Source organism: Microcosmobacter mediterraneus (genome assembly GCF_031846265.1).
Classification (GTDB): Bacteria; Bacteroidota; Bacteroidia; order Flavobacteriales; family Flavobacteriaceae; genus Microcosmobacter; species Microcosmobacter mediterraneus.
The window spans coordinates 64,689-83,254 of the sequence record NZ_JAVRIA010000002.1 but is presented as its reverse complement, the minus strand read 5'-3'; the positions used below and the strand labels follow the sequence as shown (position 1 = coordinate 83,254).

General features: G+C 35.8%; 11 protein-coding genes. 5 read left to right on the top strand and 6 right to left on the bottom strand.

Features of this window, described 5'->3' with window-relative positions:
• Positions 1-223 precede the first annotated feature (223 nt).
• A complete protein-coding gene (locus RM697_RS03815) occupies positions 224-1,492 on the top strand; it encodes an OmpA family protein (RefSeq protein WP_311426534.1) in 1,269 nt (422 codons plus the stop codon).
• A gap of 35 nt (positions 1,493-1,527) precedes the next feature.
• Here the strand turns inward: RM697_RS03815 and polA are convergent, their stop codons facing one another.
• On the bottom strand, positions 1,528-4,398 hold the full coding sequence (polA, locus tag RM697_RS03810; RefSeq protein WP_311426533.1) for a DNA polymerase I: 2,871 nt from the start codon (positions 4,396-4,398) through the stop codon (positions 1,528-1,530).
• Between the two features lie 88 nt (positions 4,399-4,486).
• On the opposite strand from polA, the gene RM697_RS03805 reads away from it, so the two are divergent.
• Together RM697_RS03805 and RM697_RS03800 are read left to right on the top strand one after the other, a co-directional pair.
• The gene (locus tag RM697_RS03805; protein ID WP_311426532.1) at positions 4,487-5,461 is read left to right on the top strand and encodes an isoaspartyl peptidase/L-asparaginase family protein; all 975 of its coding nucleotides are present in this window, start codon (positions 4,487-4,489) and stop codon (positions 5,459-5,461) included.
• On the top strand, positions 5,461-6,306 hold the full coding sequence (locus RM697_RS03800; RefSeq protein WP_311426531.1) for a GNAT family N-acetyltransferase: 846 nt from the start codon (positions 5,461-5,463) through the stop codon (positions 6,304-6,306). The genes RM697_RS03805 and RM697_RS03800 overlap by 1 nt, the downstream gene beginning before the upstream one ends.
• On the opposite strand, the gene RM697_RS03795 is transcribed toward RM697_RS03800, so the two are convergent.
• Positions 6,299-7,159: a cyanophycinase gene (locus tag RM697_RS03795; protein WP_311426530.1), complete on the bottom strand. Its 861-nt coding sequence runs from the start codon at positions 7,157-7,159 to the stop codon at positions 6,299-6,301. The two genes, RM697_RS03800 and RM697_RS03795, sit on opposite strands and share 8 nt — an antisense overlap.
• A gap of 91 nt (positions 7,160-7,250) precedes the next feature.
• Here RM697_RS03795 and cphA point away from each other — a divergent pair, with 91 nt between their 5' ends.
• Entirely contained in the window at positions 7,251-9,893 is a 2,643-nt protein-coding gene (gene cphA / locus RM697_RS03790; protein WP_311426529.1) for a cyanophycin synthetase, read from the top strand.
• Between the two features lie 111 nt (positions 9,894-10,004).
• Here cphA and RM697_RS03785 read toward each other — a convergent pair whose 3' ends face one another.
• The 4 genes from RM697_RS03785 to RM697_RS03770 form a co-directional block, all read right to left on the bottom strand.
• On the bottom strand, positions 10,005-10,268 hold the full coding sequence (locus RM697_RS03785; RefSeq protein ID WP_311426528.1) for a hypothetical protein: 264 nt from the start codon (positions 10,266-10,268) through the stop codon (positions 10,005-10,007).
• 249 nt (positions 10,269-10,517) lie between these two features.
• Entirely contained in the window at positions 10,518-11,522 is a 1,005-nt protein-coding gene (locus tag RM697_RS03780) for a glycosylasparaginase (RefSeq protein ID WP_311426527.1), read from the bottom strand.
• Between the two features lie 48 nt (positions 11,523-11,570).
• Positions 11,571-13,244, bottom strand: a complete 1,674-nt coding sequence (locus tag RM697_RS03775) for an MFS transporter (RefSeq protein ID WP_311426526.1) — start codon at positions 13,242-13,244, stop codon at positions 11,571-11,573.
• Between the two features lie 21 nt (positions 13,245-13,265).
• On the bottom strand, positions 13,266-16,214 hold the full coding sequence (locus RM697_RS03770; RefSeq protein WP_311426525.1) for a GH92 family glycosyl hydrolase: 2,949 nt from the start codon (positions 16,212-16,214) through the stop codon (positions 13,266-13,268).
• Positions 16,215-16,255: 41 nt separating this feature from the next.
• On the opposite strand from RM697_RS03770, the gene RM697_RS03765 reads away from it, so the two are divergent.
• On the top strand, positions 16,256-18,565 hold the full coding sequence (locus RM697_RS03765) for a beta-N-acetylhexosaminidase (protein WP_311426524.1): 2,310 nt from the start codon (positions 16,256-16,258) through the stop codon (positions 18,563-18,565).
• Position 18,566 lies beyond the last annotated feature (1 nt).

The following is an 18,566-nucleotide window of genomic DNA, read 5'->3' as shown; positions in this document are numbered from 1 at the left end:
TCATAATATAAGTGTTTGTTTACAAGATATTTAAATCTTTAATACGAAATGTAAATTAATGATTATTATTTAGTGCTATTCAGCAAAAAAACTTGCAAAAATGCCAAAAGAGATATACCTTGAAACAAACAAATTATAAAATATCATGACACGAGTATTAACCAAACTACACTTAATTTGTTTTCTTTTTTCGAGTAGTTTTAACATAGCGCAAACTTCTTATTTGGAGATTAAAAATACCGAAGACATTAAACAAGGTGATAAGATAGAACTGGTTTACATCACAGAAAATCCACTAACCTCTGACACTTGGATTGGACTATATCATAAAGGTGCTTCAACCTCAAATACCAGTGATGGACGCATTAGCTACGGTTATGTAAAAGATGCTAAAAGTTATACTGACATGTGGACTGGCCCATCGCTTGCTGGTTATTATGAATTTAGATTAATTAGTCAAAAAAAACTCGTATTCACTTTGCCCTTTACTGTAATTCCTATTGATGAGCGCGAAGTAGAACTAGAGTTGCTTTCAGATAGAATTTTACCGAGTCAAGATTTTCAGTTTAAAATTACGACAAGCTTAAATTTAAATAGAACTTCACGTATAGGTTCCTATACCTATTCGCCAAAAAAATCGACGAGTCAAAGTGGTTATATTAGTTCTAAATTTTATTACTACCGCAATAGTGACGATATTTTAACCATGACTGCCCCAGTTAAGGAAGGAATTTATGAGCTTCGTTTCCATGGTCCAAAAAGCAAAATATTTATTAAACGTTTAGTGTTTTTAGTCGGAGAGCCTAATCTAAATGGACTGTCTTTTGCTTTAGATAAAAAACAATATAAGCCTGGTGAAACGGTTACAGTCATTTATACAGGTAACGAAGATTTATTTGAACGTACTTGGTTTGGTTTGTTTAATGCAAAAGAGATTAAATATTCTAAGCGTTTAGCATATCGTTTTATTGGTGATGAGTTGAAAGGAACACTCACTTTTGAAGCTCCAAAAGCAGAAGGCGATTATGATGTAAAATGGTTTTATGCCGACCAAGGGCCTCAATTATTAGAACCACAGCCTTTTAATGTAAGCAGTTCTGACATTGAAAAGGAAACACGAAAAGAAACTTTAAAGAAACAACTAGAGACCGATGGCAAGCTCATTTTTTATGGTATTTATTTCGATTTTAACAAAAGCAATATTCGAAAAGAATCCATTCCTGTTGTTAAAGAAATAGCAGATTTGCTTAATGCTAACCCAGATCTTGTGGTGAGTATTGATGGTCATACTGATAATTTGGGTACAGAACATTACAACCAAAAATTATCAGAGCAACGTGCCATGTCTGTAATACGTATGTTAGAAGATCAATTTTGGGTTGAACCTGGGCAATTGTCTTATGCTGGCTATGGTGAATCTAGACCTATTCAAACCAATGATAATGAAGATGGTAGAGCGAAGAATAGAAGGGTTGAGGTCACTAAAAGATAAGCTCAATCATAGTTGAAAATAAAAATTAAAGGAATTTAATGCGCCTCCAACCAATTATCACCAATATCTAAATCGACATCCAAAGGCACAGAAAGTTGATATGCATTTTCCATTTCGGTTTTAATGAGTAATTTCATGGCATCAAGTTCAGGCTTGTAGATGTCAAAGACTAATTCATCATGGACTTGAAGAAGCATCTTAGATTTATTGTTGCCTTCTGCTAACTTCTTGTGAATATTAATCATAGCCAATTTAATAATATCTGCAGCACTTCCTTGTATTGGAGCATTTACGGCATTTCGTTCTGCTGCTCCACGCACAACAGCATTACGAGAATTGATGTCTTTTAAATAACGCCGACGATTTAAAACTGTTTGGACGTAACCATTATCTCTAGCAAAATCTACTTGCTCACTCATATAGCTTCGTAACTTAGGATACGTGGCGTAATAGGTTTCAATTAATTCCTTAGCTTCAGTTCTTGATAAATCAGTTTGGTTACTCAACCCAAATGCTGAAACGCCATAGATGATTCCAAAATTTACTGTTTTGGCATTACTACGCTGTTCTCTAGTTACTTCAGAGATTGGCACATTAAAAACCCTTGATGCCGTAGAGGCATGAATATCTTCTCCATTTTTAAAAGCGTTAATCATGGTTTCTTCTTCACTTAAAGCTGCAATGATTCGTAATTCTATTTGACTGTAATCAGCAGCTAAAAGTGTATAATCTTCATTTCTTGGCACAAAAGCTTTACGGATTTGTCGACCACGTTCTGTTCGGATTGGAATATTCTGAAGGTTTGGATTGTTACTACTCAAACGACCAGTTGCAGCAACCGTTTGCATATAATCCGTGTGAACATGTCCTGTGCTTTCTTCAACTTGTAATGGTAAAGCATCTACATAAGTACTTTTTAATTTACTTAGTCCTCTAAAATCTAAAATTTGTTGAATAATCTCATGATCTTTAGCCAAATAACTCAATACATCTTCTGCAGTTGAATACTGACCAGTTTTTGTTTTTTTAGGCTTATCCACCAGTTTCATTTTTTCAAATAAAATCACACCTAGTTGTTTCGGTGATGCAATATTGAATTCTTCTCCTGCAGCTTCGTAAATGCTTTTTTCGAGATTAGCGATATCATTATTGAGTTCTTCCGAAAGTGAATTTAAAAAGGCTTTATCGAGATTGATGCCTTCCAATTCCATAGCTGCCAAAACACGAAGTAATGGCACTTCAATGTCATCAAATAGTTTTTGAGTATTGGCTTCCCTTAATTCCTTTTCAAAATGCTCTTTGAGTTGTAAAGTAATATCGGCATCTTCAACCGCATATTCGGTTTGTTTATCTAAAGGAACCTCTCGCATAGAGCGTTGATTCTTTCCTTTTTTACCTATGAGCTCTGTAATTGAAATCGGTGTGTAGTTGAGGTAAGTTTCTGCCAACACATCCATATTGTGTCGCATATCTGGATTAATCAAATAATGCGCTAACATCGTATCGAACAGATTGCCTTTTACGTCAACATTATATTTGGCCAATACCTTGATGTCATATTTTAAATTCTGACCAATTTTTTCAATGTTTTCATTTTCGAAAAAGGGTCTGAGGATTTCAATCAATTCTTTAGCTCCATTTCTGTCTTCTGGAAAAGGAACATAAAACCCTTTGCCGACTTCCCAAGAAAATGCGATGCCAACTAACTCTGCTGTTAGAGGATTTAATCCTGTGGTTTCCGTATCAAAACATACCGAAGTTTGGTTTAATAAATTTTTCACAAACAGTTTAGTCGCCATACCTGAGGCAACACTTTGATAAAAATGTGATGAAGTTTCAGCAGTTTTACGTGTATATTCAGACGTCGTTTCTTCTTGGTCGCTGAGGTCACTCGAAGCGCCAAACAATGAGAACTGACCAGCTCCTGCAGAACCCTTCCGTTCACTGCTGCTTTTTTTAGCAACAGTGTCCACCTTCCCTTCGAGGGCAGGAGTTTTTGTTTCATTTGAAGACGTTTCGGTATTATCTACAAACGTTTTCAGGAAATTATCTGTTAATCGTCTAAATTCTAAATTTTGAAATATCTCTTTTACCTTTTCAATATCTGGTTGATCAAGCTCAAAATCTTTGGCATCAAATGTCACAGGAACATCAAGCATAATAGTTGCTAGCTTTTTAGAAAGCAAACCTAATTCACCATTGGCTTCCACTTTCTCTTTCATTTTACCTTTGAGTTCATGTGTATGGGCAAGTAAGCCTTCCATACTTCCGTAAGCCGCTAAAAACTTTTTAGCTGTTTTTGGTCCAACTCCTGGTAATCCAGGAATATTATCAGATGCATCTCCCATCATCCCTAAATAATCGATCACTTGCATTGGATCGGTAACTTCAAATTTTTGTTGCACTTCAGGAATTCCCCACGTTTCATAACCACCTCCAAAAACAGGTCTGTACATAAAAATATTTTCGGTGACTAGCTGCGCAAAATCTTTATCTGGAGTCACCATAAAGGTTTTAAATCCTTCTTTTTCAGCTTGACGTGAGAGGGTTCCAATGACATCATCGGCTTCAAAACCTTCCTTCATGACGATAGGAATATGCATGGCTTTTAAGATGTCATAGATATAAGGGACAGCCGTTTTAATGCCTTCGGGAGTTTCGTCTCGATTCGCCTTATAAGCTTCGTACATTTCTACACGATCCACGCTTCCGCCTTTATCAAAACATACGGCTAAATGGTCTGGACGTTCACGTTTTATAACATCCAATAGCGAATTCATAAAGCCCATGATAGCTGAGGTATCTTCACCTTTAGAATTAATTCTTGGATTTTTTATGAAGGCATAATACCCACGAAAAATAAGTGCGTAGGCATCAACTAAAAAGAGGCGTTTTTGATCTGACATGAAGTTTATATTATAAGATTATAAAACTACGAAACTTTAGTGTTGCATTGAAATTCAATTCGTATTTTTCAGACATAAATATCAAATAATGCAAACATTTTCAATAGCTATTCATGGAGGTGCGGGAACTTTAGTAAAAGGCATGATGACACCTGAACTGGAAGCTCGATATAAGCAAGATTTAAAAATAGCCTTAAATGCTGGTTATGCTATTCTAAAAGCTGGAGAATCGGCTGTGGATGCCGTTGAGGTTGCCGTAAAACATCTTGAAGATTCACCCTTATTTAATGCTGGGAAAGGGTCTGTATTCACGGCAACAGGATCCCATGAAATGGATGCTAGCATTATGGATGGTAATACTTTAAATGCTGGAGGAGTGAGTTTAATATCTGGGATTAAAAACCCAGTGAGTTTAGCTCGTGATGTCATGGAAAAAAGTGAACATGTCTTTTTAGCAGGTGAAGGCGCTATGAAATTTGCAACTGAGTTGAATTATACTTTGGAAGAAGATACTTATTTCTATGATAAATTTCGCCACCAACAATGGTTGGAAATTAAAGATACTGATAATTTTCAGTTGGATCATTCCAAATCCACTAACGAAAATGAAGATTCGGTGGCTGAGCATAGTCGGAGCCAAAAAGATTCAAAATTCGGAACGGTTGGAGCAGTGGCTTGCGACCAAGATGGAAATATTGCTGCAGCGACATCTACAGGAGGCATGACCAACAAAAAATGGGGAAGAGTTGGCGATAGTCCAATGATAGGAGCAGGTAATTATGCCAATAACAAAACCTGTGCTGTGAGTTGTACTGGCAGTGGCGAGTTTTTTATAAGAGGTGTCGTTGCTTACGACGTATCGTGTTTAATGGAGCATAAAGGATTGACGCTACAACAAGCCTCAGAAGAAGTCATAAATAAACGCATACTTGAAATTAATGGCGATGGTGGATTGATTGCAGTAGATACTCAAGGTAATATTGCCATGCCTTTTAATACCGAAGGCATGTATCGTGCTTTTAAGACATCAGAAGGTAAAGAGGAGATTTCAATTTATAAATAATGAAAGTTAGGCATTTAGGTGATACCGATTTTGATGTTATTATGGAATGCTTCCTCTCAGCATTCGAGAATTACTTTGTGAAAATGCCAACAGACCACGACTATTATCGCCAACGTTGGAAAGCAGCTGGAGTTCGATACGATTTGTCTTATGGCATGTTTGATGGCCATAAACTAGTTGGTTTTATAATTAATGCCATTGACAAACGTCACGGAAATCACATAGCCTTCAATACAGGCACAGGTGTTATTTCTGAATACAGAGGACAAAAGATTGTAAACTCTATTTACGATTTTGCTTTTCCAATACTTAAAAAAGAAGGTATTATTAAATGTGTTCTTGAAGTTATTACAGTAAATGAAAGAGCCATAAAAGCTTATGAAGGTATTGGATTCCGAAAAACAAAACATTACAAATGTTATAGTGGCACAATAAACTCAGAACATAATACAGGTTTAGAATTACAAGAAGTACAATATGACGTAATCGATTGGTCTACTATTCCTAATCAGGCTAATTATTCTTGGGATTTTTATCGAGAGAGTTTAGAAAAAGGGAATTCCAAATATTTCTTTGTGAATAGAAATAGCAATTTTGAATCTTTCGTTGCTATAAATCCAGATAATGGTACTTTAAATCAGCTAGAGGTATTTACAGATAAGAAAGATACTTGGCAGCGCTTGTTTTCTGCCATAAATTCTAAATATCAGAACGTTCGTGTTATTAATGTAGACGACAAGTTAACCTCTAAAATCAATGCAATTGAAAGTGTTGGATTAGAAAATACAGTAGACCAGTTTGAAATGGAATTATTTCTGGTGACTGAGCCTGTCGAAGTCAAATAAAAGGTGCTTCTATGGGGAGTACTTCAACTCTCTTTTTTTTAATATTAAAACGATCACCATTAGACAAGATATGCGTCTTCAAATTTGTTAACGACATTGGTGTTCCTTCTCTTAAAATTTTATGATTGTTATGCTTAATTTTTCGACCATCAAAAACAATCACCATTCCTGAACCAATTACTTCGAATGTGTTATTCTTAATAATGAGTCCAGTATCTTCAGCCAAACCCAACCCAACTAACTTTGGAAATTGAGCAACAGCTTCAGAAATCCTTCCAAAACGACCACGCTTAATAAAGTGGGTGTCAATAATTAATTCAGGAATTAAGCCTAAACCTTTATACATCTTCACAGCACCTTTAACAAAAGATTCTGAAGCACTACCTCCCGCAATCATTTCTTTTGCCATGGCCATTGCACCAGCACTTGTACCAGCAATGACGAAACCTTTTTCATTGAAGTAACGTTCTGTTAAAATAGTATGAATACTAGTTCGACCTATTTTATCAGTAATTTTAGATTGATCACCACCAGAAAACATCACACAATCTGCTTTTTTAATAAGGTTAATGGCATGCTCAGTTTCAGAATCTGTTTTTGAACGAATATCTAAAACGGAAATATTGTTACACCCTAAAGTAGAAAAAGCCGTTAAGTAATTCTCGCCTACTTCAACAGGAATGCTTGATGCTGTAGGAATGACTACGATATTTGAATCTATTCCTCCGGCTTCTCTTACTACGTGATACAAAATGCCTTCCTCAATAAATTCGAGTGTATACATTTCATCTGCATCAATACCTTTATCTTCATTTCCACCAATTGGTATTAAAGTGCCATTTGCCTTCTGCATAGTTTTAATCTAAAATATTGGGCAAAAATAAGCCAAATTTTCTTCTGAAAAATACTATATTTATAATCTTTCATCTATAAAACCAACTGAAATGGAAATACGAAGTATAAACGCTATGCGAGGACCAAACTACTGGTCAGTGAGACGACATAAGTTAATTGTAATGGTTTTAGACCTTCAAGAAATGGAGGAGTTACCATCTAATAAAGTAGATGGATTTTATGATCGACTTAAAGCGATGTTTCCAGGAATGTACGAACATCGTTGTTCTGTTGGTGAGCCTGGAGGATTTTTTCAACGTGTTGAAGAAGGTACTTGGATGGGACATATTATTGAGCACATTGCCTTAGAGATTCAAACCCTTGCAGGAATGGATGTTGGTTTTGGCAGAACAAGAGGTTATGGCGAAGAAGGTGTTTATAATGTTGTTTTTGCTTATATGGAAGAATCTGTTGGACGTTATGCCGCTAAAGCTTCGGTAGATATATGTGAAGCCTTAATTTCTGGTGAACCTTATGATATGTCTGAAGATATCCAGAAAATGAGAGAGCTGCGAGAAGCAGATCGTTTAGGACCTAGTACAGGCTCTATTGTTGAAGAAGCTGAATCTAGAGGAATTCCTTGGATTAGATTGAATAAATATTCCTTATGTCAATTGGGTTATGGCGCCAATCAAAAGCGCATACAAGCCACAGTTACTAGTGAAACCAGTAGTATTGGTGTAGAATTGGCCTGTGATAAAGAAGATACAAAATACTTATTAGAACAAGCTGAGGTAGAAGTGCCTCGAGGCGATATAATTCGTCGTGAACGAAGTCTAGAAGAAGCCTGTCGTTATGTTGGCTATCCTTTAGTTATAAAACCTATTGATGGCAATCATGGACGAGGTATCACCGTTGATATTCAAAATTATGATGATGCGTTAGTAGCATTCAGACATGCAAAAGACAGTTCTAGAAGTGGTGCTATCATTATCGAAAAATTTATTGTCGGCGAAGATTATAGACTATTAGTTATTAATAATACCTTAGTTGCAGCTGCTAAACGATCACCAGCACATGTTGTAGGTAATGGCAAGTCTACAGTGCAAGAGTTAATAGATGAAGTTAACAGTGATCCACGTCGTGGTTATGGTCATGAAAAGGTATTGACACAGATTACTATCAATGAACTAACAAAAACAATTATCAAAGATGCTGGCTACACTTTAGAGTATGTTTTACCAGATGGTGAAAAATTAATATTAAAAGATACAGCCAATCTAAGTACAGGAGGTACAGCAGAAGATGTTACAGATATTGTACATCCTGCAAACGTAAGTATGGCAGAACGTATTTCTAAGATTATTGATTTGGATATTTGTGGGATTGATATTATGACCACTGATATTTCTAAACCATTATCTGAAACTGGAGGCGCTGTTTTAGAAGTTAATGCAGGACCAGGATTTAGAATGCATTTGGCACCAACCACAGGACTTCCAAGAAATGTTGCAGCACCAGTAATCGATAAATTATTTCCAATTAAAGGCGATACAGGGCGAATTCCTATTATGGCTATTACTGGAACAAACGGAAAAACCACAACCTCTAGGTTGCTTGCTCATATTGCAAAAATGAAAGGCTATCGTGTTGGTTATACCACAAGTGATGGTGTTTACATACAAAATCGATTGTTAATGACAGGTGATTGTACAGGGCCATCAAGTGCAGAGTTTGTGCTTAAGGATCCGACAGTAAATTTTGCAGTACTAGAATGTGCACGAGGTGGTTTATTAAGAGCTGGCTTGGGCTTTAAAAAATGCGATGTAGCTATCGTAACCAATGTTGCAGCAGATCATTTAGGATTAAAAGGTATTCACACCATAGAACAATTAGCAAAAGTAAAAGGTGTTGTTCCAGAAACGGTTTTGCCAGATGGTTATGCAATTCTAAATGCCGATGATGATTTGGTTTACGATATGAGACGAAGCGTAGACTGTAATGTGGCATTGTTTTCTATGGATGAAAACAACCCAAGAATTAAAGCTTTACAACGCTTAAATGGTATAACTGCAGTTTATGAAAATGGCTATGTAACCATTTGTAGAGGCGAGTGGAAAATGCGAATAATGAAAGCAGAACTTATTCCGTTAACTTATGGTGGTAAGGCGACATTTATGATTCAGAATGTGTTAGCAGCTGTATTAGCTGCAAATATTCAAGGAATTAGTAATGAAGATATTAAAGCGGCTTTAGAAACCTTTATTCCTTCTGCAGCTCAAACTCCAGGACGCTTAAATTTATTTGAATTTAATGATTTCAGTATTCTTTTAGATTATGCGCATAATGCTGCAGGAATGCGTGCACTTCAGAAGTTTACGGATAATTTAGAAGCTACTGTTAAAGTAGGAATTATTGCAGGAATAGGTGATAGACGTGTCGAAGATAATAACGAAATGGGATCTATAGCAGCAGAAATGTTTGATGAAATCATTATTCGCCAAGACAAACGTTTACGAGGAAAGACAGAGGAAGAGCTTATAAAAATGCTAAATGATGGTATTAAAGCTAAAAATCCTAATAAGAAAACCACGATTATTCCTTCTGAAAAAGAAGCCATCACTTATGCTGTTAAAAATGCAGTTAAAGGTTCACTAATTATTTTATGTAGTGATGTTATTCCTGATGCTTTAGACCTTGTGAAACAATTTAAAGAACAAGAAGCAAAGGGCGAATTGGTTTTTACGGATTAATATTTTATCTAACCTATCAATTTTGTTAGGTACAATAGTAAATAATAAAAAAGCCGAAACTTTTACGTTACGGCTTTTTAAATGATTAATAGCACATTTATCATTTATATATTAGCAAAGCTTAACAGTCTTAACTTTAATTTGAAGACTTTTTCTATACGCTTTAATACTTATAATCTCGTTACTTTTCTTATGATTTAGTTTAATCAATTGTGTTTTTAGTTTAGTACTTAAAGCACTAGATTTTACAGTTTCTTTTTTGGGTGAAACTTCAATTGATTGTTCAGTAGGCGTTGAAACAGCAACAGTAGTATCTTGAGCCATTCCAAAAGTTGGAAGAGCGATTAAGAATAATATGATTACTACGTTTTTCATTTTAACTAACAGTTGTTTGTGTTTCAATTCGAATACAAATTAACATCACAACTGAAGTTATGCCACTAAAAAATAGACAACGGCATCCATTTTTAGACCAAATGCACACCTAAACCAAAAACATCGACGAACTGCACTAACACACTTAACTATTTGAAAATAAGATAATTATAGTTGGTAAAAAAGACCAAAAAATCGATTTTATCGACGAACTACATAGGTGTCGATAAAAAGCACTACAGAATTATGTTATGCTTTATTAAAATAGTCCGATTGAATTTGCTCATTAATACCATCCTGAAATTTGGTCATACTAAACCATTGATGAATTGAATAAGAGCCTGTTTCCCCTTGTTTGTTAACAGCGATATAACCTACTTGAAAGTTTTTATAATCACTAGTGGGTTTGTTGACGATTCTACTAATTGCTTCCTCACAAGCGTCTTGAGGTGATTTTCCTTGACGCATCAATTCAACTACGAGAAAACTACCAACGGTTTTTACAACTTCTTCACCTAAACCAGTGGCAACAGCAGCGCCAATTTCGTTATCTACAAATAATCCAGAACCGATAATTGGCGAATCGCCAACCCGACCTCCCATTTTGTAAGCTAGACCACTTGTGGTACACGCACCAGAAATGTCACCATTGTTATCAATGGCTAGCATACCAATGGTATCGTGATTTTCAATATTAATAATGGGTTTGTATTCCGATTTTACCTTCCAGTCTTCCCAAGCTTTCTTTGAGGCTTCGGTCAATAAGTCCTCAGCCTGGAATCCTTGAGAAATAGCATATTGTTTTGCACCTTCACCAGCAAGCATGACATGAGGCGTGTCTTCCATAACTTTTCTGGCAACAGAAACTGCATGTGTAATATTTTGAAGATAGACTACAGAACCACAATTACCATGTTTATCCATGATGCAAGCATCAAGCGTTACGTTACCATCACGATCTGGTAAGCCACCTTTACCAACCGATTGTCCTTTTTCATTAGCCTCTTCAACTCTACAGCCTTGTTCTACAGCATCAAGTGCATTTCCGCCAGCTTGTAATACTTCCATTGCTTTTGCTGTGGCAGCTTCAACATGCCAAGTCGCTATAACAAGTGGAAGCGAAGCTTTAGCTGTATTAGCAACTACAGTATTTGATGTTTTAGTGTTATCATCAGCACAAGACACTAATGTGCTACCAATAGCTAATCCTGCACTACTTAAGGCTGTATTTTTTATAAAGTTTCTTCGTTTCAATATTCTTCTTTTTTATTTCAGATTCAACTTCGATTTCTATTTCAAAAACTAATATTCTACACCTTGTTTATCCAATACTGTTTTAGTTCTAAACGCATAAAATAGTAAATAAACAAAGCAAGCTACTGCTATCCAATACGATGATTGAATGCTATACACATCAGCTAGTTTACCTTGAACAGGAGGAATAATGGCACCTCCTAAAATCATCATAATTAAAAATGCTGAGCCTTGAGAGGTATATTTCCCTAAACCAGCGATACTCAACGTAAATATACATGGCCACATAATTGAACAGAATAATCCGCCAGATAAAAATGCAAATAAAGCAACATTACCTGAAGCGAATAAGCCAACTAACATTCCGATAATTCCTAAAAGGCTAAATATTTTTAGTGTTTTAACAGGTTTGTCTTTTGCTAAAAAGAACCCAACTATTTGGACAGCAATGCAGATGGCAAAGAATAATAGTTCATTGGTTGAAAATTCATTTCCTGCTATATAATTTACAGCGAGAATAACACCAAAAGCGATATAAGGTACTAGAATTAAAAGTACTTTTTTAAGACTTTTGCCTGGCCCAAACACAGTTATCGCTCCAACCCAACGGCCTATCATTAATCCACCCCAATATAATGAAATGTATATACCAAGTTGCGAGTCGTTGAGTACTGGTAGTCCAAGGGAATTTAAACCTGTCGTTTCTACTTCTTGCTTTAAAAGCTCTCCAAGATTACTGCCAATTGTTACTTCAACACCAACGTACATAAAAATAGCTAACATACCCAAAACGAGTTGTGGATACTTCATCGCACCCCAGCCTTCAGGCTTCTTTGAAGCACTAGAGTTAGCTACAAAAACAGCAGCAATAACTGCAAAGAGAGCAACAAACAAAACAATTAATCGAGTTTCTTCGACACTTTCAGTAGCAACAGTATCTCCAGCATAGGTGCTAAAGATATAACCAAAGCATCCAACAATAATTAATGTTAATAGGATTAATAAATTACGGGCTTTATTAGCAGGTTCAAATACTGTATCTGATTTAAGCGCAGGTAATTTTTTCGAAAAGTAAAACAAGGCAGCTGCAACTAAAAATAAAACGCCTACTCCTAAATATAAGCTCTGTACTGTAACTAAGGTAATATCGTTATTGGCAATCATGGACGCGAGTTCGTCTGTACTCCAAGAAGCAGATCCGAAAATAACTAAGCTTACTACAACTGGCCCAATTGTGGTGCCGAAGGAGTTGATACCTCCTGCTAAATTTAGTCGATGGGAACCTGTTTTAGGATCACCTAAAGCTATGGCAAACGGGTTTGCTGCAGTTTGTTGTAATGAGAAGCCCAATGCTACAATAAAATAGGCGATAAGCACAAAATAAAAAACACTAGTTTGTCCTTGTTCGGCACCTACTGTTGCAGGATACATCACAAAAGCTCCAATTGCGGATAACAACAAGCCATAAATAATGCCGTTTTTGTAACCCCAATTATTCATAATGTCTTTCTTAATAGAACCAGACATTATAAAAAGTAATAATGCACCAATGTAATAGGCACCATAAAATGCAAAATCTACCAATTGCGATTGAAATTGGTCGATATTAAAATAGGTTTTACAAAATGGTATAAATACACCATTAGAGGCTGCAATAAATCCCCAGAAGAAGAAAACCGTTACTAAGGTGGCTAAAGCCGACTTGTTATTTTGGTTAGTCATAGTTTATTGTTGTTAGTTATTTTATTTAATCGAAATTTCATCCACAAAAATCCAGCTTCTTCCATCGTGTTTATAACCTAAATGCCATTCTGGGAGTTCACCTAATTTTTTTGCTACTATTTTTACGTATCTGGCGCTATAGCCATTCATTGAAAAATTTAAAGTCTTAATTTCAGAATCTTCAGAAGGTTTAGTGGAATTAATAACATGTTTTGGTAAACTTTTATAAAAGGTTTTTGGATTATCTGAAACGTAGCATTCAACCTCAGTTGGATAAAAAATCCAAGAGCGTTGGTCTTGTAAAAAATTAACGTTTATGGTTTCAATAGGTTTTACTTTACCTAAATCTACGATAGCAATAACATCTTCATCAAAATAGCCTTGCCAAGTTCCTGTTCTAAAATCTTTAGTTCCTAAAATACCATCGATAAGTGCATCATTACCACCAGCGTTGTACTGATTGGCATATTCTGTTCCCAAAGTAATACTTAAGTTAGGATCAATCTTGTAAAATTGTGTACTTATGGTAGCACTTTTATTTCCAGGTTTATCTGTAGCATAAACGTTTAGTTGGCATGGTTCAGCAATAATAATTGCCTTATCGTATAGCTTAAATTTAGAATTATCTATGCTATAAAAAATTTCAGATTGGGAGTTAGCTATTCCTAATTCGACTTCAGTAGACCCTTTAAAAGCGACATCGCCTTTGGCAATAAATGGAGCAGGAACAATGATGTGTTCTTTAATTTCTGTGATAGGTTCCTGTCCATCACGACTTCCCCAAACAGCAGGATTATCTGTCATGTGAAACTCTAGTGAACCACCATTCATAATCTCCTCATGAATAATGTAAGTTCTATCTAGTTGTTCACCATTGAGATAGACGTATTCAATGTATTTATTTGTGTCACTTAGGTTTGTAGTATTTATTGTGAATTGATTACCGTTTTCTAAATTAAATGTGGCTTTATCCATTAATGGAGTTCCTATAATATACTGATTACTGCCAGGTGTGACAGGATAAAATCCAAGCGATGAAAATACATACCAAGCACTCATTTGTCCACAATCTTCATTACCAGAAATGCCATCAGGTGCATTTTGGTAGAGTTCTGTTAAGATTTGATGCACACGCTCTTGCGTTTTGTGTGGCTTATTTACAAAATTGTATAAATAGGCCATATGATGACTCGGTTCATTTCCGTGAGCATATTGTCCTATAAGACCAGTGATATCAGCTTGATTTCGTCCAGAAGTTTCAGCTTCAGCAGTAAAGAGTTTATCTAAATGGGCTTCTAATTTATCTTTTCCGCCAAGCAGGTTTATAAATCCAGAGACATCCTGTGGTACATAAAAGCTGTATTGCCATGAGTTGGCTTCAGTGTAATTAAAGTTAACCTCATAAGGGTCGAAAGGTGCAAACCAAGTATTTCTGAAACGACCTCGCATAAATTGAGATTCTGGGTCATAAATATTTTTGTAGTACTGAGCGCGTTCAGAATAGGTTTTGAAATCCTCATCTTTTCCCATAGCCTTTGCCATTTGTGCAATGGTCCAATCATCGTAAGCGTATTCTAGAGTTTTAGAAACTGATTCGCTTTCAGCCTCAACAGGAATAAAGCCAAATTCCTTATACGATTCTAAACCAAGTTTGTCTCTAGTGGCAGAATGCTTCATGGCTTCAAACGCTTTTTCGGTATCGTAATCTTGTATTCCTTTTAAGTAAGCATCAGCAATTACTGGAACAGCATGGTAACCAATCATACAACCTGTATAGCAAGCCGATAAATCCCAAATTGGCATAATACCACCTTCGTCGTATTTAGCTAAAAATGTATTGATGAAGTGATTGGTGCGCTCTTCTTCAATAATAGTATACAAAGGATGCGCAGCTCTATAGGTATCCCAAAGCGAAAACACCGTGTAATAATCGAAATCGGCATTATGAATCTTTAAATCCATACCTCTATAATTGCCATCGACATCCTGATAGCGATTTGGAGCTAGCATAGTATGGTATAATGCTGTATAGAAATTAGTTTTATAATCGTTATTGTCGCTTTCAACAACTATCTTTTCTAACTGTTGTTCCCAGTAATTTTGGGCTTCTTGCTTTATAGTTTCAAAAGATTTATCAGCTATTTCGGCTTCTAGATTTTTCATGGCTCCAGCTACATCAACAGGCGAAATACCTATTCTAACTTCAACGGATTGGTTAGTAGGATTTACAAAAGAAATAGCAGCTTTTGTACTTTCAAACTTATAGTTTTTAGAGACTTGCTTCCCATTTTCCTCATAGATAATATCCTGAATGGGATGAGAAAACGTAATATGATAAAACAAACGTTGGTCTGTTGCCCAAGCTTTAGAATGCCTAAAACCTCTAAGCGAAACACTATCTACCTGAACGATTTGATATTCCAACAATTCATCACGATGTTCAAGATCTAGAATCAAATATTGATCATCTGCAGATGGGAAATTATACTTATGGATACCGCTTCTAAGGGATGTTGTCAATTCAACATCAATATTTGTAGAGTCTAAATGCACTTTATAATAACCTGGTTCCGCAACTTCATTATCATGTGAAAAATGGTCGCGATAGCCTGGTTTACCGTCAGCTCCATTATTAAAGTTTACAGCATTAGTAGGCATTAATAAAATATCACCATAATCTGAAACTCCTGTTCCGCTAAGATGTGTGTGCGAAAATCCATAGATGTACTCGTCAGAATAATGATAACCAGAACAGCCATCCCAACCATCTAACCGTGTATCTGGACTCAATTGCATCATTCCAAAAGGCAATGTTGCTCCAGGATAGGTGTGGCCATGACCACCAGTTCCTATAAACGGATTAACATAAGAAATTAAGGGTTGATCTTTTTTTGCGGATTCAATGTTTGGATCGTTTTTGCAACTTATTAGAAGAAGAAAACAAAAAACGAAGAGGAGTTTAGATTGCATTAAAAATAGATTACTAATTTTAAAGCATCTAATATACTAAAATGCCAATCAAGAAAACAGCTGCACTTCTCCTTTTTGTAATACTAAGTCTTGGATGTTCACAAAAACAAGAAGTATTAGTTATTCCTCAAATTATTCCTAAGCCAAATAATCAGATAATAACTATTGATAAATTTGTTTTGGATAATTCAACTGGCATTAGTTTCCCTGAAGAATTAAAAATTTCAGCAAAATTTTTGAAGACCTTTATTAAAGAAGGGAGTAAAATAGAGCTTAAGAATTCTAATGAAATCGAATTTATTTTAGACTCTTCATTGGAAAGTGAAGAAGGTTATGTTTTAGATATCAAGCCTAACAGTATTCAAATCAAGGCATCATCAGATCAAGGTGCTTTCTATGCTGTGCAAACGTTAAGGCAATTATTGCCATCTGAATTTGAGAATGGGACATATACAGCTGATGAAGTTATAATACCTTGTATTGAGATCAATGACGGACCTCAATATTCATATCGAGGTATGCATTTAGATGTTGGCAGGCACATGTATTCCGTGGATTTTATTAAAAAATACATTGACGCCTTAGCTATGCTCAAAATGAATACCTTTCACTGGCATTTAACCGAAGACCAAGGTTGGCGAATAGAAATAAAGAAGTATCCTAAACTTCAAGAGATTGCAGCTTTTAGAGATGAGACCTTGGTTGGACATTATAGTGACCAACCACATCAACTTGATGGAAAGCGCTATGGAGGATATTATACACAAGAGCAAATAAAAGACATTGTTGCCTATGCAAAAGAACGTTTCGTAACCATTATACCAGAAATAGAAATGCCAGGCCATAGCCAAGCAGCAATAGCTGCTTATCCTGAATTAGGCTGTACTTCGACAGGCTCAGCAAACAGAGAACAAGTTGAAGTTGCCACAAAATGGGGTGTTTTTGAGCATATTTATTGTACTAAAGAAGAAACGTTTAAGTTTCTTGAAGATGTATTGGATGAGGTTTTAGAGTTGTTTCCAAGTGAATACATTCATATTGGTGGAGACGAAGCACCTAAAACCAATTGGAAAACGTGTGCAGATTGTCAGTCAAGAATGTCATCTGAAGGCTTAAAAGACGAGCACGAACTTCAAAACTATTTCATCACTAGAATTGAAAAGTACTTAAATAGTAAAGGCAGACAAATTATAGGTTGGGATGAAATACTAGAAGGTGGTTTGGCACCAAATGCCACAGTGATGTCTTGGCGAGGAATGAATGGTGCCATCGAAGCTGCCAAGCAAGGTCATAATGTGGTGATGACGCCAACATCGCACTGTTATTTCGATTATTACCAGTCCGAAAACGAAAATGAACCAACAGCTATTGGTGGTTATTTACCTTTAGAAAAAGTGTACAGTTTTAATCCCATTCCAGAAGAATTAACACAAGACGAGTCTAAGTATGTTCTTGGAGCTCAAGGTAATGTTTGGACTGAGTATATGCCAACCGAAGACCAAGTAGAGTATATGGTATTTCCGCGGCTATTAGCGATGAGCGAGGTGGTTTGGACAAATCAAGAAAACAAGAATTATCCCAATTTTGTAGAGCGGGTAGAACAGTTTAATAAGCGATTAGATGCTTTAGATGTTAATTATGCCAATCATTTGTACGAAGTTGATGGTCAGTTACAAAATGAAAACAACCAGTTAAGTTATAAGCTCAGTACGCTCACAGAAGGAAAAATAATTCGCTATACTTCAGATGGGAGTGAACCTAATTTTAATTCTAAAATCTATGATTCTAAAATCCCAATCTCAGAAAGTTCTACCATTAAAGCAGCTGTATTTAAAGATAAGGAACAATTAGGCACTGTATTTTCTCAGGATATCAATTTACATAAAGCTGTAGGCGCAAAAATCACTATAGATAAACAACCACATAAAGCGTATTCTGGCAGTGGCCTAGAAGGTTTAATTAATGGTGTTTCAGGAAGCAATTCACGTTATGGCGATAAGGAATGGTTAGGGTTTTGGGGAGAAGATATCTCGATTGAGATTAAATTTGAAGAACCAGTTGATATCAGTACTATTTCTACGCGATTTCACAATGGACAAGGTCAATGGATTTACGCACCAAAAAGCGTTGCTGCCACCTATTATTACTTAGATCAAGCTCCAACGGTAATTAAACAAATTGAACCAAAAGGCCTATTGACTGAGGTTAGTTTGAATTTAGGAATAGATGAAGAAATTAAAGATGTCACCAAAATTATTATGTGGATTAAAAATTATGGAACAATACCTGAAGGCAAGCAAGGTGCTGGCAATAAGGCGTGGACATTTATTGATGAGATAATAATCAATTAGT